20 protein-coding genes are annotated in these 22,135 nt (G+C 56.8%); 12 read left to right on the top strand and 8 right to left on the bottom strand.

The annotated features are described in order from the left end of the window. Window positions 1-8: 8 nt before the first annotated feature. The 4 genes from ppx to purM all read right to left on the bottom strand — a co-directional run bounded on the left by ppx (window position 9) and on the right by purM (window position 5,469). Window positions 9-1,550, bottom strand: a complete 1,542-nt coding sequence (gene ppx, locus ABLV30_RS07120) for an exopolyphosphatase (RefSeq protein WP_004853121.1) — start codon at window positions 1,548-1,550, stop codon at window positions 9-11. Window positions 1,551-1,553: 3 nt separating this feature from the next. Continuing rightward, on the bottom strand, window positions 1,554-3,614 hold the full coding sequence (ppk1, locus tag ABLV30_RS07115; protein WP_004123499.1) for a polyphosphate kinase 1: 2,061 nt from the start codon (window positions 3,612-3,614) through the stop codon (window positions 1,554-1,556). A gap of 179 nt (window positions 3,615-3,793) precedes the next feature. Further along, window positions 3,794-4,435, bottom strand: a complete 642-nt coding sequence (gene purN / locus ABLV30_RS07110; protein WP_004123497.1) for a phosphoribosylglycinamide formyltransferase — start codon at window positions 4,433-4,435, stop codon at window positions 3,794-3,796. Then, a complete protein-coding gene (gene purM, locus ABLV30_RS07105) occupies window positions 4,432-5,469 on the bottom strand; it encodes a phosphoribosylformylglycinamidine cyclo-ligase (protein ID WP_004853107.1) in 1,038 nt (345 codons plus the stop codon). Before purM ends, purN begins: the two co-directional genes overlap by 4 nt. A gap of 265 nt (window positions 5,470-5,734) precedes the next feature. Between purM and bglK the strand changes: the two genes are divergently transcribed. From bglK to ABLV30_RS07080, 5 genes are all read left to right on the top strand, one after another. Further along, entirely contained in the window at window positions 5,735-6,628 is an 894-nt protein-coding gene (gene bglK / locus ABLV30_RS07100) for a beta-glucoside kinase BglK (RefSeq protein WP_014230345.1), read from the top strand. A 9-nt stretch (window positions 6,629-6,637) separates the two neighbouring features. Further along, entirely contained in the window at window positions 6,638-8,068 is a 1,431-nt protein-coding gene (locus ABLV30_RS07095; RefSeq protein ID WP_014230344.1) for a 6-phospho-beta-glucosidase, read from the top strand. Between the two features lie 182 nt (window positions 8,069-8,250). Continuing rightward, window positions 8,251-8,877, top strand: a complete 627-nt coding sequence (gene upp / locus ABLV30_RS07090) for a uracil phosphoribosyltransferase (protein ID WP_004123492.1) — start codon at window positions 8,251-8,253, stop codon at window positions 8,875-8,877. A 95-nt stretch (window positions 8,878-8,972) separates the two neighbouring features. After that, entirely contained in the window at window positions 8,973-10,262 is a 1,290-nt protein-coding gene (uraA, locus tag ABLV30_RS07085; protein WP_004853099.1) for a uracil permease, read from the top strand. A 95-nt stretch (window positions 10,263-10,357) separates the two neighbouring features. Beyond that, window positions 10,358-11,059, top strand: coding sequence for a DnaA inactivator Hda (locus ABLV30_RS07080; protein WP_211800913.1), 702 nt, complete (start codon window positions 10,358-10,360; stop codon window positions 11,057-11,059). 26 nt (window positions 11,060-11,085) lie between these two features. Here ABLV30_RS07080 and arsC read toward each other — a convergent pair whose 3' ends face one another. Then, entirely contained in the window at window positions 11,086-11,445 is a 360-nt protein-coding gene (gene arsC / locus ABLV30_RS07075; protein ID WP_004853095.1) for an arsenate reductase (glutaredoxin), read from the bottom strand. A 9-nt stretch (window positions 11,446-11,454) separates the two neighbouring features. After that, entirely contained in the window at window positions 11,455-12,918 is a 1,464-nt protein-coding gene (bepA, locus tag ABLV30_RS07070) for a beta-barrel assembly-enhancing protease (RefSeq protein WP_004853093.1), read from the bottom strand. Window positions 12,919-13,147: 229 nt separating this feature from the next. Between bepA and ABLV30_RS07065 the strand changes: the two genes are divergently transcribed. After that, window positions 13,148-14,215, top strand: coding sequence for an AI-2E family transporter (locus tag ABLV30_RS07065; RefSeq protein ID WP_004123481.1), 1,068 nt, complete (start codon window positions 13,148-13,150; stop codon window positions 14,213-14,215). A 78-nt stretch (window positions 14,216-14,293) separates the two neighbouring features. On the opposite strand, the gene bcp is transcribed toward ABLV30_RS07065, so the two are convergent. Both bcp and ABLV30_RS07055 read right to left on the bottom strand, forming a co-directional pair. Continuing rightward, window positions 14,294-14,764 (bottom strand): thioredoxin-dependent thiol peroxidase, encoded by a 471-nt coding sequence (gene bcp, locus ABLV30_RS07060; protein WP_004104423.1) that lies wholly within the window; start codon window positions 14,762-14,764, stop codon window positions 14,294-14,296. Between the two features lie 3 nt (window positions 14,765-14,767). Then, window positions 14,768-15,337 carry a glycine cleavage system transcriptional repressor gene (locus ABLV30_RS07055; RefSeq protein WP_004123480.1) on the bottom strand — a complete coding sequence of 190 codons (570 nt, stop codon included), beginning with the start codon at window positions 15,335-15,337 and terminating at the stop codon, window positions 14,768-14,770. Window positions 15,338-15,490: 153 nt separating this feature from the next. Between ABLV30_RS07055 and dapA the strand changes: the two genes are divergently transcribed. The 6 genes from dapA to ypfH all read left to right on the top strand — a co-directional run bounded on the left by dapA (window position 15,491) and on the right by ypfH (window position 22,018). Then, on the top strand, window positions 15,491-16,369 hold the full coding sequence (dapA, locus tag ABLV30_RS07050; protein WP_004853086.1) for a 4-hydroxy-tetrahydrodipicolinate synthase: 879 nt from the start codon (window positions 15,491-15,493) through the stop codon (window positions 16,367-16,369). 16 nt (window positions 16,370-16,385) lie between these two features. Then, the gene (gene bamC, locus ABLV30_RS07045; RefSeq protein WP_004853085.1) at window positions 16,386-17,420 is read left to right on the top strand and encodes an outer membrane protein assembly factor BamC; all 1,035 of its coding nucleotides are present in this window, start codon (window positions 16,386-16,388) and stop codon (window positions 17,418-17,420) included. Window positions 17,421-17,528: 108 nt separating this feature from the next. Then, entirely contained in the window at window positions 17,529-18,242 is a 714-nt protein-coding gene (gene purC / locus ABLV30_RS07040; RefSeq protein WP_004104417.1) for a phosphoribosylaminoimidazolesuccinocarboxamide synthase, read from the top strand. 120 nt (window positions 18,243-18,362) lie between these two features. Continuing rightward, window positions 18,363-19,229 carry a neutral zinc metallopeptidase gene (locus ABLV30_RS07035; protein WP_014839185.1) on the top strand — a complete coding sequence of 289 codons (867 nt, stop codon included), beginning with the start codon at window positions 18,363-18,365 and terminating at the stop codon, window positions 19,227-19,229. Between the two features lie 12 nt (window positions 19,230-19,241). After that, complete coding sequence (locus ABLV30_RS07030) at window positions 19,242-21,242, top strand: GNAT family N-acetyltransferase (protein WP_064404380.1); 2,001 nt, start codon at window positions 19,242-19,244, stop codon at window positions 21,240-21,242. 77 nt (window positions 21,243-21,319) lie between these two features. Beyond that, window positions 21,320-22,018: an esterase gene (gene ypfH / locus ABLV30_RS07025; RefSeq protein ID WP_004853078.1), complete on the top strand. Its 699-nt coding sequence runs from the start codon at window positions 21,320-21,322 to the stop codon at window positions 22,016-22,018. Window positions 22,019-22,135: the final 117 nt, after the last annotated feature.

Below are 22,135 nucleotides of genomic sequence, written 5' to 3'. Positions count from 1 at the left end.
GCGCGAAACTAGCTTGCCGCGTCAGGCTTCTCTTCTTCGCTGATTTTCAGCCACCAGTCAGGTACCCCTTCCCAGTATTCCTGCTCTTTTTCCAGGTCGAGCAGCACCAGCGCATTCTGGCTAAACCAGTCGTGCGGGAAGGTCAGCGTCCAGTGGTTTGCCTCGGTTTTCAGCGTAAGGCTCGGCGGCGTTGTCGTTGCCTGACGCTGGTTATTCAGCAGCACGCCAAGGCGCAGCAGCTGAATTAACGGCAGAAACTGCTTCTTCTTAAACAGCGTGAAACGCGGTAAATCATCCAGCTTAATCGCTTTACGGTGATAGCGAACTAAGGTGGCCATCAGCATCTGCTGTTCCTGATTAAAGCCCGGCAGATCGCTGTTTTGCAGGATATAAGCCGAATGACGGTGCATGCCGCTGTGGTTAATATTCAAGCCGACTTCATGCAGCATGGTCGCCCATTTCAGCAGCGCCGCCAGATGGGGGTTCGCGAGCTTGGGATTCTGCTCCTGCCATTGCTCATAAATATGCGTGGTGGTCTCCAGCACCCGACGCGCCTGCTCGCGATCGATATTGTACTGGTTCGCCAGGCTCTGCGCGGTGCGGCTACGGATATCCTGGTGACGGAAACGTCCTTCCATCTCGTACAGTACGCCTTCGCGCAGCGCGCCGTCGGACAAGCGCAGCTCTTTAATCGCCAGCGCGTCAAACACCCCGCACAGGATAGCCAGACCGGGCGCAAAAACGGCTTTCCGATCTTCAGACAGCCCGGGCAGGCTTAGCGAGTCGAAGTTTTTATACTTCAGCAGCTCTTCGACCAGCATCTCGAGGCGCTCGGGAGTGATGAAGCCGTCTTTCTCGCCCATGGCCACCAGCACTTCGTGAGCGGCTTTAATGGTGCCCGATGCGCCCAGAGCGACGTTCCACCCCTGGATGCGGAACTGCCAGGCCAGAGTTTCCAGCTTCTGCACGGCGGAAAGACGCGCGCGCTGGAAATTCTCTTTGTTGATGACGCCGCCAGCAAAGTAGGCCTGAGAGAAGCTCACGCAGCCCATACGGCGGCTTTCCACCAGACGAGGCTCGAAATCCTCGCCGATAACCAGCTCGGTAGAGCCGCCGCCGATATCGATGACCAGCTTACGGCCTCGCTCCGGCTGCGTGTGCTCCACGCCCATAAAAATCAGACGCGCTTCTTCGTTGCCGGGAATGATTTCGATCGGGTAGGGGATGACCTGCTCCGCGCGCTTGAGGAACTCTGCGGCGTTTGTCGCCTGGCGCAGCGTGTGCGTGCCGACGATACAGACGCTTGATGGGTCAAAACCCTGCAGGCGCTCGGCGAACAGCGACAGGCAGTTCAGCCCGCGCGCAATAGCCTCTTCGCTCAGTACAGAGTTTTCATCCAGGCCGTCGGCCAGATGTACGCGCTGCTTCAGACGACCGATGATCTGCATTGCCCCGTCAACGACACGGGCGATCACCATATGAAAACTGTTCGAACCGAGGTCGACCGCAGCGAACTCCTGCGGCCGAGGGGCATTTTCGTTTATTGGCATAGGTTAATCGGGCTGTTCAAGTGATTTGAGGTAGTCGTATATCGCCATCTGTGCGCGCACTTTGCGGCGATTGCCGCGCGGCACGTAGCGATTACTCAGTTCTTTATCAAGATAGCGTGCTTTCACCGTATCGTTGAAGAGGAGATCGAAAATATCCAGCACCCGCTGTTTCAGGCGCGGATCCAGCAGCGGCGCGGCCACTTCGATACGATAGTCAATATTGCGCGTCATCCAGTCCGCGGACGATAGCCAAACCTGCTTATCGCCGCCGTTTTCAAAGCAATAAACGCGGTCATGCTCAAGGAAACGGTCAACAATGCTGGTCACGCGAATATTTTCGCTGATTCCTTCCAGACCGGGGATCAGCGAGCACATACCGCGAATAAGCAAATTAACCGGCACGCCGGAGCTGGAAGCGGCGTAGAGACGGTCTACCAGCCCCTTATCGACCAGGTTGTTCAGCTTCAGCATGATGCCCGATGGCTGACCATTTTGCGCGTTGGCGATTTCACGATCGATCATCTCATAAAGCAGGCGACGCGAGTTTTGCGGCGACACCAGCAGATAATCGAAGCTGACCGGGCGGTAGGGGTTTTCGATAAAGTTAAATACCCGGCGGACTTCATTGGTGATGCGCGCATCGGCGGTCAGCAGCGAGTAGTCGGTGTAAAGACGCGCGGTTTTTTCGTTGAAGTTGCCGGTACCGATATGCGCATAGCGCACGACTTCATCGCCCTCTTTGCGCGAAACCAGGAACAGCTTGGCGTGGATCTTGAGGCCCGGCGCGGAGAAGATAACGTGCACGCCAGCTTCGGTCAGGCGTTTAGCCCAATGAATATTGGCTTCTTCATCGAAACGCGCCTGCAGCTCCACGACCACCGTCACTTTCTTACCGTTGTGGGCGGCGTGAATCATCGAGTCGATAATCCGTGAATCTTTCGCGACGCGGTAGATGTTGATTTTGATAGCCAGCACGCTTGGGTCGAAAGAGGCCTGGCGCAGCAGCTCAAGGACGTGTTCAAACGTATGGTACGGGTAGTAAAGCAGCACGTCGCGTTCGCGGATTGCGTCAAAGCCGTTGCGGAATTTATCAAACCACAGATGACGCAGACGCGGCATCGGTTTGTTGACCAGATTGGCTTTGCCGACGTTCGGGAAGCCGATAAAGTCTTTAAAGTTGTGGTAACGACCGCCCGGCAGCATTGAATCGTAGTTGGAGATGGAGAGCTTATCGCGCAGCATTTCGACCATCGCGTCGGGCATATCGCGCTGATAAACGAAGCGCACCGGCTCGGCGGTCAGGCGCTGTTTCAGGCTGGAGGACATCAGCTCCATCAGGCTCGATTCCATCTCGTGCACCAGATCGTATTCGGCGTCACGGGTCATTTTCATCGAGTAGGCGTTCAGCGCGTCGTAATCAAAAAAGCCCTTGAAGATATCATCCAGGCAGTAGCGCAGGATATTATCTAACAGAATCATCGGCTTGCGGCGGCGAGGCGCTTCCGGCGGCAGGTTCACAAAACGCGGCACCTTGTCTGACGGAATTTCAAGCAGCGCGTAATTGATGGTATCCCCGCGAATAATCTCGACGGCCAGGTAGGTGTAATCATCCTTCAGGAACTGCACCAGATCCGTTTCGCGGTTAATCAGTATTGGCGTGATGTGCTGACGAAGATACAGCTTGAAGTAGTTACGCAGCCAGGACTGCTGGTTGACGGAGAGCTGGCGTTCGTTGATCAGGAAAATCTGGTTACGCGCCATTTCCAGCAGCAGCTCGTTGTATAAGCCGTCAAACTCCTGATCGGCCTTGAGCACGCGGGCCTGAATTTTGCCCAGCAGATGGCGAGAGTGTGCGGTACTGCCTTGTTCTTCGCTGATGATGATGCGGCGCTTCAGCTCGGCAAAGCGCACTTTATAAAATTCATCGAGGTTATTGGAGTAAATCCCTAAAAAGCGCATGCGCTCGATCAGCGGGTTGCTTTTGTCCGCCGCTTCCTGAAGTACGCGCTCGTTAAAGGATAACCAGCTGAGTTCTTTTTCGATGTATAGCTTTTCCTGGCCCATTACAGCTCACACTCCGTTTTACTCACAGGACATAGACTATTATGACGAAATTTTCCGCATAGCGATTCACTCTGTCACAACTATATGACAGTAAGAAGAACTATTTCTTCAATATGATTGATTGTTAAACGATTTTAATCAAAAAAAAGCCCCGCGTGGATAAAACGCAGGGCGATGGATTACTCTTCGGCGGCGTAGCCTTGCGGCGGTAGTTTTATTTCATCAAGCCAGGCTTCGTTTCCTTCCGCGCGCAGGCGGCCGTCGACAAACCAGCTGATAGCCAGGGGATAGATATCGTGTTCCTGCGCCTGTACGCGGGCGGTAATGTCGTCCTCGGTATCTTCAGCGAAAACCGGTACCTTTGCCTGCAGAACCACCGGACCTCCGTCCAGCTCATCGGTCACAAAATGCACCGACGTCCCGTGCTCCTCATCGCCATTTTCCAGCGCCTGACGATGGGTGTGCAGCCCCGGATATTTTGGCAGCAGGGAAGGGTGGATATTCAGCATGCGCCCCTGGTAGTGGGCGACAAAAGCCGGGCTAAGAATACGCATGTAGCCGGCGAGAACCACCAGATCCGGCGCGTAAGCATCGATCTCGTGCATCAGCTCTCGGTCGAAAGCTTCCCGGTTGGCAAACTGGCTGGCGGCGAGCGCGTGAGCCGGAATATTGGCCGCGCGCGCGCGCTCAAGGCCGAACGCGTCGGCCTTGTTGCTGAAGACTGCACGCAGGGTGCCGTTGATTTTTTTCCGGGCGCAGGCGTCAATAATCGCCTGCAGGTTGCTACCGTTACCGGAAATCAGCACCACGATGTTTTTCATTCAATGACCACACGCTGTTCGGAATCAGAGGCTTTGATATACCCTATTTTCCACGCGCTTTCACCTTTGTCGTTCAGGAAGGCAATGGCTTTATCCGCCGCTTCCGCCGGCAGCGCGATGACCATGCCGACGCCGCAGTTAAAGGTGCGATACATTTCGTGGCTGCTAACGTTACCCGCGGTTTGCAGCCAGTTGAACACGTCCGGCCACTGCCAGGAGGATTCATCAATGACCGCCTGGGTGTTGTCCGGCAGCACGCGCGGGATGTTTTCCCAGAAGCCGCCGCCGGTCAGGTGGGCGATGGCGTGCACGTCAACGTTGGCGATCAGGTCGAGTACGGATTTCACATAAATGCGGGTCGGCGCCAGCAGATGGTCGGCCAGCGGCTTACCGTTGAGATCGGTGGTTTGCGGGTCAACGCCGCTGACTTCGATAATTTTGCGCACCAGAGAGTAGCCGTTAGAGTGCGGGCCGCTGGAAGCCAGCGCCACCAGCACGTCGCCATCGGCCACTTTGCTGCCATCGATAATTTCTGATTTTTCTACCACCCCAACGCAGAAACCGGCCACGTCATAATCTTCGCCGTGGTACATGCCCGGCATTTCCGCCGTCTCGCCGCCCACCAGCGCGCAGCCTGACTGCAGACAACCTTCGGCAATGCCGCTGATTACGCTCGACGCAGTATCGACATCCAGTTTGCCGGTCGCGTAGTAATCAAGGAAGAACAGCGGCTCTGCGCCCTGAACCACGAGGTCGTTTACGCACATAGCGACCAGGTCGATACCGATAGTGTCGTGACGCTTGAGGTCCATCGCCAGACGCAGCTTGGTGCCGACGCCGTCGGTGCCGGAGACCAGAACCGGTTCGCGATACTTCTGCGGCAGCGCGCACAGCGCGCCGAATCCGCCCAGTCCACCCATCACTTCCGGGCGGCGGGTTTTCTTCACCACGCCCTTAATACGGTCGACGAGAGCGTTGCCTGCATCAATATCCACGCCGGCATCTTTATAGCTGAGAGAGGTTTTATCGGTCACTGCGAAGTCTCCACGCGTTTGCGGTAGCAATAAAAAACGGCGCAATTCTAACAGGGATAGCAAACGTTTGCGAGCCTGCTTTGCAGCCGATATAAAACGGCCGTTAAGTGCGCAAATTTGATACTGTTCACGAAAATGAAACCGGGTACATTCTTCTGCTTGCCAGCGTTGTCGGGAATAATCATCATGCCAGTGAAACCGGTTTCTTTCCTGATTTCTGGAGAGATAAACCGCGAATGTGATGGATTCTGGAGGAAAGCTGAGGATGAACATTGCCGCATTTGATATCGGTGGCACGGCGCTAAAAATGGGGGTAATGACGCGCGAAGGCACGCTGCTGGAGAAAGGAAAGCAGAACATCGTCGACAGCGACGGCGACCAGATCCTGCAGGCGATGCTGGCGTGGATCGCCGCTCACCCGGCGTGTGAAGGGGTGGCAATCAGCGCGCCCGGCTACGTTAACCCGCACACCGGCTTTATCGAAATGGGCGGCGCCATCCGTAAATTCGATAACTTCGCCATCAAACGCTGGCTTGAGCAGCAGGTTCGCCTGCCCGTGGCCATTGAGAATGATGCCAACTGCGTGCTGCTGGCCGAGCGCTGGCGGGGTAAAGCCGCCGACATGAGCAACTTTCTGGTCCTGACCATCGGCACCGGCATCGGCGGGGCGATTTTCTGTAATAACCAACTGGTCCACGGCGCGCGCTTCCGCGCCGGCGAGTTTGGCTATATGCAAACCGCGCGTCCGGGCACCCGCGATGTGCGGCGCTATTCGATGAACGAAAATTGCACGCTGCGCGTGTTGCGCCATCGCTACGCTGAACATATCGGCAAGGCGCTGGATGACGTCACTGGCGAAGAGATTTTTGACCGCTACGATGCGGGCGACGCCACCTGTCGACGTCTGGTCGCTGAATTCTTTAACGGCCTGGGTACCGGGCTTTACAACCTCGTCAACTTATTCGACCCGCAAACGATTTTGATCGGCGGCGGGATTGTGGAACGACCGGGCTTTCTGGCGCTGCTGCGCGAACATCTGGCCTGGTTTGGCATTGCGGAATATATCGACACCGTCAGCCACGGCAACGATGCCGGGCTGGTAGGCGCGGTTTACCATTTCAATCAGCAATACCGGTCGCAGAGCGGCGACTGCGCATAGGGAGAGAACATGTCCGGATTTAAAGAAGGTTTTCTGTGGGGCGGCGCGGTGGCGGCGCATCAGCTGGAAGGCGGCTGGAAAGAGGGCGGTAAAGGGGTGAGCGTCGCCGACGTGATGACCGCAGGCGCGCACGGCGTACCGCGCGAAATCACCGATGGCGTGCTGCCGGGGAAAAACTACCCCAACCACGAAGCGATCGATTTTTATCATCGCTATAAAGACGACATTCGGCTGTTTGCCGAAATGGGCTTCAAATGCTTCCGCACCTCTATTGCCTGGACGCGCATCTTTCCGCTGGGCGATGAGCAAGAACCTAACGAGGCCGGGCTGCAGTTTTACGACGACCTGTTCGATGAGTGCCTGAAGCACGGTATTGAGCCGGTGATTACGCTCTCCCACTTCGAAATGCCGTACCATCTGGTGACGGAGTACGGCGGCTGGCGTAACCGTAAACTGATTGATTTCTTCGTCCGCTTTGCCCGGGTGGTATTTACCCGCTACCAGCACAAAGTGAAGTACTGGATGACCTTCAATGAGATCAATAACCAGGCCAACTTCCACGAAGATTTTGCGCCGTTCACCAACTCCGGACTGAAATATCTGCCGGGGGAGGACCGCGAGCCGGTCATGTTTCAGGCGGCGCACTATGAGCTGGTCGCCAGCGCGCTGGCGGTTAAAGCCGCCCGCGAAATTAACCCGTCATTGCAGATTGGCTGCATGATAGCCATGTGTCCGATTTACCCGCTGAGCTGCGCGCCCAACGATATGATGATGGCGATGAACGCCATGCATCGCCGCTACTGGTTTACCGACGTTCACGTGCGCGGCCGCTATCCGCAGCACCTGCTGAACTACTTCGAGCGTCGCGGTTTTGCGCTGGACATCACCGAAGAAGACCGCGTGGCGCTGACTCAGGGCTGCGTCGACTATATCGGCTTTAGCTACTATATGTCGTTCGCCACGAAAGCAACGGATGATAATCCGCAGCTGGATTACGATGAAAGCAAGAGCCTGGTTTCCAACCCGTACGTGCAGAAGTCAGACTGGGGCTGGCAGATTGATCCGGTCGGGCTGCGCTACTCCCTGAACTGGTTCTGGGATCATTACCAGCTGCCGCTGTTTATTGTGGAGAACGGCTTTGGCGCCATCGACGTGCGCGAAGCGGACGGCTCGGTGGATGACCAGTATCGTATTGACTACCTTTCCGCCCATATCGCCGAAATGAAAAAAGCGGTTGTTGAGGATGGCGTCGACCTGATGGGCTATACCCCGTGGGGCTGTATCGACCTGGTTTCCGCGGGAACCGGTGAGATGAAAAAACGCTACGGCTTTATCTACGTGGATAAAGATAATGAGGGCAACGGCACGCTGGCGCGTAGCCGTAAGAAATCTTTTGCCTGGTATCAGCAGGTTATCGGCAGCAACGGCGAAAAGCTATAAACGGCCGTAAAGCCCCATTCAGCCCCGCCTTCGCGGGGTTTTTTTATTTTGTCTTATACTGGCTCAGGCAGCGTAAAGCATTTTGGTTGATCCCGGTCAAACATATCGGCTATGGCGTAAAAGGAAAAAGGCGGTATAATCCGGCGATTTTTTTTGTGGCTGCCCCTCAGAGGAGAAAGAGAATGAAGATCGTGGAAGTGAAACACCCACTCGTCAAACACAAGCTGGGCCTGATGCGTGAGCACGACATCAGCACCAAACGCTTCCGTGAACTCGCCTCAGAAGTTGGCAGCTTACTGACTTATGAAGCTACTTCCGATCTGGCGACCGAAAAAGTCACCATCGAAGGCTGGAACGGCCCGGTAGAAATTGAGCAGATCAAAGGCAAGAAAATTACCGTAGTGCCGATTCTGCGCGCGGGTCTGGGGATGATGGAAGGCGTGCTTGAGCACGTGCCGAGCGCGCGTATCAGCGTGGTGGGCATCTATCGTAACGAAGAGACCCTTGAGCCGGTGCCTTACTTCCAGAAGCTGGTATCCAACATCGACGAACGCATGGCGCTGGTGGTTGACCCGATGCTGGCGACCGGCGGCTCCATGATCGCCACCATCGACCTGCTGAAAAAAGCGGGCTGCTCCAGCATTAAGGTGCTGGTTCTGGTGGCGGCGCCGGAAGGCATCGCCGCGCTGGAGAAAGCGCATCCGGACGTTGAGCTGTACACCGCGTCCATCGACCAGGGCCTGAACGAGCACGGATACATTATTCCGGGGCTCGGCGACGCCGGCGATAAGATTTTTGGTACGAAATAAATGATGAAGTAGAAAAAGCCGACTTTGAGAGTCGGCTTTTTTTTGAATAAAACACACCAACAGCAATCAACAAACGACTCTCAGAGGAAAATGCCATGACGCGCCGTGCTATCGGGGTGAGTGAAAGACCGCCGCTTTTACAGACAATCCCGCTTAGTTTGCAACATCTGTTCGCCATGTTTGGCGCAACGGTACTGGTGCCCGTTCTGTTCCATATCAACCCGGCCACGGTACTGCTGTTTAACGGCATCGGAACGCTGTTATATCTTTTCATCTGCAAAGGCAAAATTCCGGCTTATCTCGGATCGAGCTTTGCGTTTATCTCCCCGGTGCTGCTTCTGCTGCCGCTGGGCTACGAAGTCGCTCTCGGCGGCTTTATCATGTGCGGCGTGCTGTTTTGCATCGTCTCCTTTATTGTCAAAAAAGCCGGAACCGGCTGGCTGGACGTGATGTTCCCACCGGCGGCGATGGGCGCGATTGTCGCGGTTATCGGCCTGGAGCTGGCGGGTGTGGCGGCGAATATGGCCGGTCTGCTGCCCGCTGACGGGCAATCGCCGGACAGCAAAACCATTATTATTTCGATGGTGACGCTGGCGGTGACGGTTTTCGGTTCGGTGCTGTTCCGCGGTTTCCTGGCGATTATCCCGATTTTAATCGGCGTCCTGGTCGGCTACGCGCTCTCCTTCGTGATGGGCGTCGTCGATACCACGCCCATCGCCGAGGCCCACTGGTTCGCGCTGCCGACCTTCTATACCCCGCGCTTTGAATGGTTTGCGATTTTCACCATTCTCCCCGCCGCGCTGGTGGTGATCGCCGAGCACGTTGGACATCTGGTAGTCACGGCCAATATCGTCAAAAAAGATCTGATCCGCGATCCGGGCCTGCATCGTTCAATGTTTGCCAACGGCCTGTCTACGGTGATCTCCGGCTTCTTTGGCTCCACGCCAAACACCACCTACGGCGAGAACATTGGCGTGATGGCGATCACCCGCGTCTACAGCACTTGGGTTATCGGCGGCGCGGCGATCATCGCGATTCTGCTCTCCTGCGTCGGCAAGCTGGCGGCGGCGATCCAGATTATCCCGCTGCCGGTAATGGGCGGCGTCTCGCTGCTGCTGTACGGGGTTATCGGCGCTTCGGGTATTCGCGTGCTGATCGAATCTAAAGTCGATTACAACAAGGCGCAGAACCTGATTCTGACCTCCGTTATCCTGATCATCGGCGTCAGCGGGGCAAAAGTGCATATCGGCGCCGCCGAGCTGAAAGGCATGGCGCTGGCGACCATCGTTGGCGTCGGGCTGAGCCTGATCTTCAAACTGATTAGCGTGCTGCGTCCGGAAGAGGTGGTTCTCGACGCTGCGGATAGCGAAGAAGCAAAACATTGATCCTTATACCGGGCGGCGATCCTGCCCGGTTCTCTCCTTGCGTATTTCTGTGCTAAACTCTCCGCGTTTTTCTGCAAGCCTATGTTGAGGTCCATCTGAACGCACCGGCACAGCTCTCTTTGCCACTGTATCTTCCCGATGATGAAACTTTCGCGAGTTTCTGGCCGGGCGATAACCCTTCTCTTCTTGCCGCCCTTCAGAACGTGCTGCGGCAGGAACATAGCGGATACATCTACATCTGGTCACGCGAAGGGGCGGGGCGCAGCCATCTCCTGCACGCGGCCTGCGCGGAGCTCTCTCAGCGCGGCGATGCGGTGGGCTACGTACCTCTGGATAAACGGACGTGGTTTGTTCCTGAAGTGCTGGACGGGATGGAGCACCTGTCGCTGGTTTGTATCGATAATATTGAGTGCGTAGCGGGCGATGAACTGTGGGAAATGGCGATTTTCGACCTCTACAACCGCATTCTCGAGTCCGGTAAAACCCGGCTGTTGATTACCGGCGACCGACCGCCGCGCCAGCTCAAGCTTGGCCTGCCGGATCTGGCTTCGCGTCTTGACTGGGGGCAAATCTACAAGCTGCAGCCGCTGTCGGATGAAGACAAACTCCAGGCGCTTCAGCTTCGCGCCAGACTGCGCGGTTTCGAAATGCCGGAAGACGTCTGTCGGTTCCTGCTTAAGCGGCTGGATCGCGAAATGCGTTCGCTGTTTATGACGCTCGATCAGCTCGATCGCGCTTCCATTACCGCCCAGCGCAAGCTGACCATTCCTTTCGTGAAAGAGATCCTCAAGCTTTAGCGGGCCGCGGCCTGAGGATCAACAACTTAGTTAACGATTTCCAGAACCTGCTCCGGTGGGCGACCGATACGGGCCTCGCCGTGGCTAACGACGATAGGCCGTTCAATCAGCTTTGGATTATCAACCATCGCCTGGATCAGCGCATCTTCGCTCAGCTGCGGGTTAGCGAGATCGAGGGATTTATAGAGATCTTCTTTCTGGCGCATTAAGTCGCGCGCGCTGGCCATCCCCAGCATCTTCAGCAGCTGGCGCAGCGTGGCGGCATCCGGCGGCGTCTCCAGATAGAGCACCACTTCGGGGTCGATGCCGTTAGCCTTCAGCAGGCTCAGCGTGTCGCGACTCTTGGAGCAGCGCGGGTTGTGATAGATTTTGACCGTATCGGACATGAGGTCTCCTTACATTTTCTGGTACGGTTTGAAGCGTTCCTGCAGCTGACGCAGCTGATCGATACGCGCATCGTAGCGGGCCTGCTGCAGGCTGCCTAATTTTACCTGTGAGCTGGCGCTGCTGAGCAGGGTAATGGCCTGATCGAGTCGGCCAACCAGCGCCATGCCTTCCGCTCGGGCTGCCAGCTCCTGATCGCGATTTCCCAGTTTAGCTTCCGCTTGCGCCAGCAAATCCCAACCATTGACGTCATCTTTATTATTGAAGGTATAGCGGTTAAGGATCGTCGCCGCTTCCCCCGGCTGCCCGCCTTCCAGCAGGGCGTTGGCGAGGTTGAGCTGCAGCACCGGATTAGTACGCAGCTCGCGGGCGCCCTTCAGGCGATTAATCGCGTCTGTGGCTCTCTTTTGCCCGAGATCGATATCGGTCGCCAGGTCAAGGTACCAGGCGTTCTGCGGTTCGGCGCTCAGCAGCGGCTGCAGCGTTTTGCGCGCCAGATCGTAATTGTTATTGCCCATGGCCAGCAGCGCGCGGCCGTACTGGGCGGCGTGCTGCTCGCGAATATTGCCTTTTTCCCAGCTGCTCAGCAGGTCGTTGCCCAGCTTATTGTCGCCGGAGGTGTACATGCCCAGCGTTCTGGCCTTCGCCAGGTAGAAGTCAGCGGAGGACTGCACGACAACCGGGCGCATCTGGTTCGCACGGTTGCGGGCGTCGGCGAGACGGCTTTCCGGTAAGGGGTGGGTCAGCAGCATTTCCGGCGGCCGGGTGGAGTAGCGCGACTCGTCGAGCAGCTTACCCATAAACGCCGGCATTGCCTGCGGGTCGAACCCGGAGCGCTGAAGGACCTGAATGCCAATGCGGTCGGCCTCTTCTTCGTTTTGACGGGTAAAGCTGATCAGCCCCTGCTGGCTGCCCGCCAGGGTGCCGGTCAGCGCGGCCATCCCGGCCTGCGGGCTGGCCATCGCCAGCAGAATCGAGCCCAGCGCGCCGACCCAGGTCAGCGGAGCGTTACGCTTTTGGTCTTCCATCGCGCGGGCGAGATGGCGCTGGGTGACGTGAGAAATTTCGTGCGCCATTACCGACGCCAGCTCGCTTTCATTATCCGAGTAGCGGAACAGGGCCGAGTGCAGTACGACGTTACCGCCGAAGAAAGCAAAGGCGTTTATTTGATCGTTATTAATCAGATAAAAGTGGAACGGGGTGCGAACGGAATTGGCGTGCGACACCAGGCGCATGCCTAAACCGTTAATATACTGCACCAGCAGCGGATCGTTGATCAACGGCGCGCTGCCGCGCAGCTGGCGCACGTAGTAATCTCCCATCTGCATTTCCTGGCCGATGGAGAGCGTGCTTCCTGCGGAGGTGCCCATGTCCGGCAGAGTGTCTGCGGTATCGGCAAAAGCAGGTAATATTGAACCCAGCGTCAGCGACGCTATGACGGTCGCCACCAGCGTTTTCTTCAACTGCCTGAACATAACCTCTGTCCTGTAATGTAGGTGTGCCAGTTTGACCGATTGTGCGGCGTAATGTTCCCTGACCGCAAGCAGGTCCAGCGAGTTTAGCCGTCGTTCGCGGCGTTGCAAATATGATATTCATCCGGCCAGTAATGTTTGTGGTTTTACCCATAAAAAGCGAAGTCTTTTTTGTGACATTTCGATACAATTCCTGAGATTGTTACAGCTCCGCTCTTCAGGGAAGGGTTTTATGCTCCAGATGTTAATGCAGTGGTACCGTCGTCGGTTCAGCGACCCGGAGGCGATAGCGCTGCTGGTCATTTTGCTGGCTGGGTTCGGCATTATGTTTTTCTTCAGCGGCCTGCTGGCACCTTTGTTAGTGTCGATTGTTCTGGCCTATCTGCTGGAGTGGCCCACCGTCAGACTGGAGCGTATCGGGTTTTCACGTACCTGGGCCACCTCGGTCGTTCTGATTCTGTTTGTCGGCATTCTGCTGCTGATGGCGTTTGTGGTGATGCCGGTTGCCTGGCAGCAGGGCATTTATCTGATTCGCGATATGCCCGGGATGCTGAATAAACTTTCCGATTTCGCCGCCACGGTGCCGCGCCGTTATCCGGCCCTCATGGATGCCGGCATTATCGATGCGATGGCGGAGAATATGCGCAGCCGGATGTTAACCGTCGGCGACTCGGTGGTGAAATATTCGCTGGCCTCTCTGGTCGGGCTGCTGACCCTGGCGGTCTATCTGGTGCTGGTGCCGCTGATGGTTTTCTTTCTGCTGAAAGATAAAGAGCAGATGCTTAATGCCGTACGCCGGGTGCTGCCGCGCAACCGCGGCCTGGCCGGGCAGGTATGGAAAGAGATGAACCAGCAAATTACCAACTATATTCGCGGTAAGGTGCTGGAGATGATTGTCGTCGGCGTGGCGACGTGGATTGGCTTTATCCTTTTTGGCCTCAACTATTCGCTGCTGCTGGCGGTGCTGGTAGGGTTCTCGGTATTAATCCCCTATATCGGCGCGTTTGTGGTCACCATTCCGGTGGTGGGCGTGGCGCTGTTCCAGTTTGGCGCGGGAACCGAGTTCTGGAGCCTGTTTGCGGTGTACCTGATTATTCAGGCACTGGATGGCAACCTGCTGGTGCCGGTACTCTTCTCGGAAGCCGTTAACCTGCATCCGCTGGTGATTATTCTGTCGGTGGTTATTTTTGGCGGTCTGTGGGGATTCTGGGGCGTGTTCTTCGCTATTCCGCTGGCGACGCTCATCAAAGCGGTGGTGCACGCCTGGCCGGATGGCCTGATAGTGGAAGACGAGCATTAGCGCTAAGCCGCAAGGAATGCCCTAAAAAAAGACGCCGGGTGGTTGAGAACGACCCGGCGTCTTGCGTTTATCTTAGCGTCAGGCGTTTTCTTTCAGCCAGTTCAGCACCACGTCGTGGTGATTGCTGGTTTTGAAATCATCAAACACATGTTCGATTTTGCCGTTGGCGTCGATGAGGAAGCTAATACGATGGATACCGTCGTAGGTTTTCCCCATAAAGGTTTTTTCACCCCAGATACCAAACTGCTCGCATACCTGATGATCTTCATCAGACAGCAGAGTGAAGTTCAGCAGCTCTTTTTCGGCGAAACGGGAGAGTTTTTCTGGTTTATCCGTACTGATACCCAGTACTTCAACGCCTGCTTTTTTCAGGTCGTCCATATTATCGCGTAAACCGCACGCCTGTACGGTGCAGCCCGGGGTCATGGCTTTCGGATAAAAATAAACCAGAACACGCTGTCCCTGGAAGTCGGTCAAATTTACTTCCTCGCCGTCCTGGTCCGGTAAGCTAAATTTCGGTGCAATATCACCGGCTTTCAGTGGGTTCATCACTCAAACTCCATCCTGTTCATCATGCTGTGAATAATTAACAATGTTAATACTGCCTTGTGCATTCAGTTCTGTACATAGGGCTTTGAACGCTTGTTCGATATTTGATGCATTTTGCGTAGTCGGGCTGTGGGCGGTGATTTGAATAAAAAGCTGTGCTGACTCGTCGTTCGCTCCGGGCTGAGTGCGGGAAACCAGCTCGGCAATGTTCATTTTCCACGTATCGCACAGCGCCGTAAACCGCTCAATGATATGCGGCGAATCCGGCACCTCAACCTGAACCCAGACGGTGTTCTGCATCGCCTGAGGCGGTCTCGCGGTTGTACGCTTCATCACGATAAGCAGATCCAGCTCGGCGCCTTTCAGCGGCAGAGTGGATTCAATCAGGTTAATTGCATTCCACGAGCCGGAAAGCAGCATGATAAACGTAAACTCATCGCCAAGCATGGCCAGCCGACTGTCTTCAATATTACAGCCGCAGCTGCTGACGTGACGAGTGATCGTATTCACGATGCCTGGGCGGTCAGCACCCAACGCGGTAATAACCAGATAGTGTTGTAATGAGGCTGTCAAACCTGTTCTTCCTTTAAAAAGGTGAGGTAACGTTAGGAAAGCATAAAAAAAACCGGCATACAACATCCCTGATGGCATCGGGTCTCTTGCTTTTATTACGACTCCAAACGTAACATTGAGAATCTTGTCCCACTTATGCTCTGAGGATGGCCCATGTTTACGGGAAGTATTGTAGCGCTTGTCACGCCAATGGATGAAAACGGCAACGTCTGCCGGTCAAGCCTGAAAAAACTGATTGATTATCATGTCGCCAGCGGAACCTCGGCGATCGTTTCGGTAGGGACTACCGGAGAGTCCGCAACATTGAGCCATGAAGAGCATGGTGATGTGGTGATGCAGACGCTGGAGCTGGCCGACGGGCGTATCCCGGTCATTGCCGGTACCGGTGCAAATGCAACCGCAGAGGCGATTAGCCTGACCAAGCGATTTAACGATAGCGGCGTGGTTGGCTGCCTGACGGTAACGCCGTATTACAACCGTCCGACCCAGGAAGGGCTGTTCCAACACTTTAAAGCTATCGCAGAACATACTGACCTGCCGCAAATCCTGTATAATGTGCCGTCCCGTACCGGTTGCGATATGCTGCCTGAAACCGTTGGTCGTCTGGCGGAAATTAAAAATATTATCGGTATTAAGGAAGCGACGGGGAACTTAAGCCGCGTTCATCAGATCAAAGAGCTGGTTTCAGATGACTTTATTCTGCTGAGCGGCGATGACGCGACCGGAATGGACTTTATGCAGCTTGGCGGTCATGGCGTGATTTCCGTAACGACAAACGTTGCGGCGCGCGAAATGGCCGAGATGTGCCGACTGGCGCTAGCAGGTCAATTTGCCGAAGCTCGTGCGATTAACCAGCGTCTGATGCCATTGCATACCAAATTATTTGTCGAACCCAACCCTATTCCGGTCAAATGGGCCTGTAAGGCGTTGGGTCTTGTGGCGACCGATACGCTACGCCTGCCGATGACCCCGATTACCGAAAACGGTATTAAGGTTGTGACCGCAGCGCTGAAGCATGCCGGTTTGCTGTAAAGTTTAGGGAGATTTGATGGCTTACTCAGTACAGAAGTCGCGCCTGGCGAAGGTTGCGGGTGTTTCGCTGGTTCTACTCCTCGCGGCCTGTAGTTCTGACTCGCGCTACAAGCGTCAGGTGAGCGGCGACGAGGCCTATTTGCAGGCTACGCCGCTTAGTGAACTTCACGCGCCAGCAGGGATGATCCTGCCGATTCAGGTGGGTGATTATAATATTCCGGTTGCGACCAGCACCGGTAACACTGGCAAAGCCCTGGACATTCGTCCGCCGGCCCAGCCACTGGCGCTGGTCAGCGGCGCGCGTACGCAGTTTAACGGTGATACCGCGACGCTGATGGTGGAAAACGGACGCAGTGGTTCGCTGTGGGCGCAGGTGGCAAGCATCGTGCAGTCGAAAAACTACACTATCGCGAAACGCGACGATGCCAGCCAGACGCTGAATACCGACTGGGTCGAATGGAATCGCCTCGATGAAGACCAGCAGTATCGTGGTCGCTATCAAATCTCAGTTAAGCAGCAGGGCTATCAGCAGGCGGTGATCGTGAAGCTGGTGAATCTGGAGCAGGCGGGTAAACCTGTTGCCGATCCGGCTTCGCTGCAGCGCTACAGTACCGCCATGCTGAACGTCATCTCCGAAGGTCTGGATCTGAACGCCACCAGCGCGCAGAACGCCGCGCAGAAAAACGCCGGGGCGACCTTCGACGTGCAGAGCGGCGCTGATGATACCGGCCTGCCGATGCTGATCGTTCGCGCGCCGTTTAACCTGGTGTGGCAACGCCTGCCGGGCGCGCTGGAAAAAGTGGGCATGAAGGTCACCGATAGCTCTCGTTCTCAGGGCAGCTTCTCCGTCACCTACAAACCGCTTTCCGACAGCGGCTGGACCGATCTGGGCGCCCGCGACCCGCAGCTGGTTTCCGGCGATTATAAACTGCAGGTCGGGGACCTCGATAACCGCAGCAGTCTGCAGTTCATCGACCCGAAAGGCCATACGCTGACGCAGTCGCAAAATGATGCCCTGGTTGCCGTATTCCAGGCCGCATTAAGTAAGTAATTAACAGGGCTGGAGCAATCCGGCCCTTTTTAATGTATAGTGACGCAAACGTGTGCGTCAGCAGAAAAGCACAAATTTTTATCGTTAATCATCACTGGAGTGACAAAGATGCAAAAGCAAGCTGAGTTGTATCGTGGTAAAGCGAAGACGGTATACAGCACCGAAAACCCGGATCTGTTGATACTCGAATTCCGTAACGATACGTCAGCAGGGGACGGCGCTCGCATTGAGCAGTTCGATCGTAAAGGCATGGTGAACAACAAGTTCAACCATTTCATTATGAGCAAGCTGGCGGAAGCGGGTATCCCGACCCAGATGGAAGCGCTGTTGTCCGATACCGAGTGTCTGGTTAAAAAGCTGGATATGGTGCCGGTGGAGTGCGTGGTGCGCAACCGCGCTGCCGGTTCGCTGGTGAAACGCTTAGGGATTGAAGAGGGCATCGAGCTCAACCCGCCGCTGTTCGACCTGTTCCTGAAGAACGACGCCATGCACGATCCGATGGTCAACGAATCCTACTGTGAAACCTTTGGCTGGGTGAGCAAAGAGAACCTGGCGCGTATGCAGGAGCTGACCTACAAAGCTAACGATGTGCTGAAAAAGCTGTTTGACGATGCGGGCCTGATCCTGGTGGACTTCAAGCTGGAGTTTGGTCTGTTCAAAGGCGAAGTGGTGCTGGGGGATGAATTCTCTCCGGACGGCAGCCGTCTGTGGGATAAAAAAACCATGGATAAAATGGACAAAGACCGCTTCCGCCAGAGCCTTGGCGGCCTGATTGAAGCCTACGAAGAAGTCGCTCATCGCCTGGGCGTGAAGCTCGACTAATCCCCCGACGCCAGAAGAAGTTTTCTTCTTCTGGCGCTCTTCTTGCTGTTTCCTGTGGTAATCCTCCGCTGAACCGCCTACGATCTTATTCATTGGTTAATATGATGAATTGAGGTGCTTATGCGCTGGCAAGGACGTCGCGAGAGCGACAATGTGGAAGATCGTCGTGGTCAATCTGGTTCACCGATGGGCGGCGGAGGCGGTTTTCGTCTCCCCAGCGGTAAAGGCGGCATTGTACTGCTGATTATTGTTCTGGTGGCGGGCTATTACGGCGTGGATTTAACCGGCATGCTGACCGGCGAGCCGGTATCTCAACAGCAAACCACCCAACGCTCCATTAGCCCGCAGGATGAAGAGGCCGCGAAATTCACGAAGGTGATTCTGGCGGACACGGAAGATACCTGGGGCGCTATTTTTAAAGATATGGGTCGTCAGTATCCGCAGCCCAAACTGGTGATGTACCGCGGCGCGACGCGGACCGCCTGCGGCACCGGTCAATCGGTCATGGGGCCTTTTTACTGCCCTGCGGACAGCACGGTGTATATCGACCTGTCATTCTACGATGAGATGAGAAACAAGCTTGGCGCCGGCGGCGATTTCGCGCAGGGTTACGTTATCGCCCACGAGGTTGGCCATCACGTACAAAAGCTGTTGGGTATTGAATCGAAAGTGCGCCAGCTGCAGCAAAACGCTTCGCAGGCGGAAGCGAACCGTCTGTCGGTAAAAATGGAGCTACAGGCGGACTGCTTTGCCGGCGTCTGGGGCTACAACATGCAGAAGCAAGACTACATGGAGACCGGCGATCTGCAGGAAGCGCTGAATGCCGCAGAGGCGATTGGCGACGATCGCCTGCAGCAGCAGAGCCAGGGGCGCGTCGTGCCGGACAGCTTTACCCACGGAACGTCGCAGCAGCGCTATACCTGGTTTAAACGCGGTTTCGATAGCGGCGACCCGGCGCAGTGCAACACCTTCGGCAACGCGCTGTAATGCTCTGTTGTCATGGATGAACTGCGTCACCTGACGGCGCAGATGGCGCGCGAAGGCGTTCGTCGTCTGCTGGTTCTCAGCGGCGACGATGCCTGGACCCTGCGTCAGGCGCAAAGAGTACGTACCGCGCTGGCGGGCGACGGGCTGTGGGTCGGCCCGCGTCCGATGCCCGAGCCGTACGTCTCGTCTGCTGCCCTGAAATCGCTGCTGGGCCGCGAATTCCAGCACGCCTTTTTCGATGCCCGCGAGGGTTTTGATGTGGCGGCCTTTGCCGCATTAGCCGGTACGCTGCGCGCCGGAAGCTGGCTGGTATTGCTCACTCCCGACTTTGCGCAATGGCCGGCCCGTCCTGATGCGGATTCTCTGCGCTGGAGCGACGCTCCCGACCCCATCCCTACGCCGAATTTTGTTTATCGTTTTTGCCAACAGATTAGTGCGGATAACGCGTCCATTCTCTGGCGGCAGGGCAATGAACTTGCGGTGCCCGCGTTACCCGTGCGCCCGCCATGGCATCCCGCCGACGGACATCCGCAGGCGGAGCAGGCTGTCGTGCTTGCCGAACTGGCCCGGTTCCCTCCCGGTATTGCGGCGCTAACCGCCGAGCGCGGGCGAGGCAAGTCCGCGCTCGCGGGAATGCTTATTCGCCATCTGGGGGGAGATGCCATCGTCACGGCACCGGCGCGGGGAGCAGCGGAGGTGATGGCGACATTCGCCGGGGAGGCTTTCCGCTTTATGGCCCCCGACGCATTGCTGGCTTCCGGCTGCACCGCTGGATGGCTGATTGTCGATGAGGCCGCGGCCATCCCCGGGCCGCTGCTGCGCCAGCTTGTCTCCCGCTTCCCGAGGACGCTGTTGACCACTACCGTTCAGGGGTACGAGGGGACGGGACGCGGCTTTTTGCTTAAGTTTTGCGCCAGTTTTGCGCACTTACGGCAGTTTAGCCTGACGACGCCCATCCGTTGGGCAAGCGGCTGCCCGCTGGAGGCAGCGATTGCGCGGCTGCTGCTGTTCAACGACGAGACCTTTCAGCACGCGCCAGGCGGCGATATCGCGCTGGAAAGCGTCAACCAGGAGAGCTGGCGGCGACAGCCTGCGTTACCGGAAGCGATGTATCAACTGCTCTCCGGGGCCCACTATCGCACCTCGCCGCTGGACCTCCGGCGCATGATGGATGCGCCGGGGCAGCATTTTACCTGCGCCCGCGGCGGGGAGCGCATCGCCGGAGCGCTATGGCTGGTGGAGGAGGGCGGTCTTGAGCCGCCGCTTAGCCAGGCGGTGTGGGCCGGCTATCGCCGTCCGCGCGGCAATCTGGTGGCGCAGTCGCTGGCGGCGCACGGCGGTAGCCCACTGGCGGCTACGTTGGTGGGGCTGCGCATCAGCCGTATTGCCGTGCATCCGGCTTGCCAGCGCGAAGGGCTGGGGCAGCGGCTGGTGGCCCGGGCGGCGTCGCAGGCTGCGGACCGGGATTATCTCTCGGTGAGTTTTGGCTACACGCCTGAGCTGTGGCGCTTCTGGCAACACTGCGGTTTTACGCTGGTGCGGCTGGGCACGCATCGGGAAGCCAGCAGCGGCTGTTACACCGCGATGGCGCTCTATCCTCTCAGCGAAGCGGGCCATCGCCTGGCAAGCGAAGAAGCCCAACGGCTGCAGCGCGACGAATTCTGGCTGCGCGAGTGGCGAGATGAACCTGTGCCGCTGGCGGCGCTGAAAGCGACTATTCTTACTGAAGAAGACTGGCTGGAGGTGGCGGGTTTTGCTTTTGCCCATCGTCCGCTACTGACCTCGGCGGGTAGCCTCAATCGCCTGCTTATATTGGTGGAGCTGCCGCTTCCGGCGCTGCGGGCCCGCCTGCAGCAGCAGGATGAGGCCGCGCTTTGCCGGACGTTAGGCTTATCCGGACGGAAAGCGCTCCTGGCCAGGCTGCGCGAAGAGGCGGCGCAGGCGCTGCTCAGCCTGGATGAAAACCGCGCCAACGACCTGCGCCGGCAGGTTAAAATGCTGCAATTTTTTTAACTAACTCCTTCAGTTAAATGGCATGGTCATATTTCGCCTGCGGCGTAAACTTCCTTGCAGACATTAAGGAGACAGCCATGAAACACGATCATTTTATTGTTCAGAGCCCCGCGACACCTGCACAGCAACTGCTGCTGCTGTTTCATGGCGTCGGCGATAACCCGGTGGCCATGGGGCAAATCGGTAGCTGGTTTGCGCCGCTGTTTCCCGATGCGCTGATTGTCAGTATCGGCGGCGCTGAGCCGTGCGGTCCGCCTCCGGGACGCCAGTGGTTTTCCGTGCAGGGCGTTAGCGAAGAAAATCGCCAGCAGCGGGTGGATGCCATCATGCCGACCTTTATTGAAACGGTGCGCTACTGGCAACAGCAGAGCGGCGTCAGCCCGCAGGCGACGGCGCTGATCGGCTTCTCACAGGGGGCGATTATGTCGCTGGAGAGCATTAAAGCCGAGCCGGGTCTGGCATCGCGGGTGATCGCCTTTAACGGCCGCTATGCGACGCTGCCGGAGACCGCGACGACCGCGACCACTGTTCACCTGATCCACGGCGGTGAAGATCGGGTGATCGATCTGGCGTGGGCGGTAGCGGGGCAGGAGGCGCTGCAGCAGGCCGGCGGTGACGTGACGCTGGATATTGTTGAAGATCTGGGGCACGCGATTGACGATCGCAGTATGCAGTTTGCCCTCGATCATCTGCGCTTTACCGTACCGAAGCATTATTTCGATGAAGCCCTCAGCGGCAGCACGCCGAAAGACAGCGATATTATTGAACTGCTGTGAATAATAAACCCGGAGGCGGCGCGATGCGCCTGTCCGGGCTACCGGACCTGCAGACGAGCTGTAAACCCGTAGCCCGGGCAAGGCGCGTTAAGCGCCGCCCCCGGGAAAAGAGCGCAG

Origin of the sequence: Klebsiella sp. CN_Kp113, from assembly GCF_040064585.1 — a bacterium.
Lineage (GTDB): Bacteria > Pseudomonadota > Gammaproteobacteria > Enterobacterales > Enterobacteriaceae > Klebsiella > Klebsiella michiganensis.
Note: the sequence above shows the minus strand (reverse complement) of the source record. Positions and strands in the feature narration are given on the sequence as shown.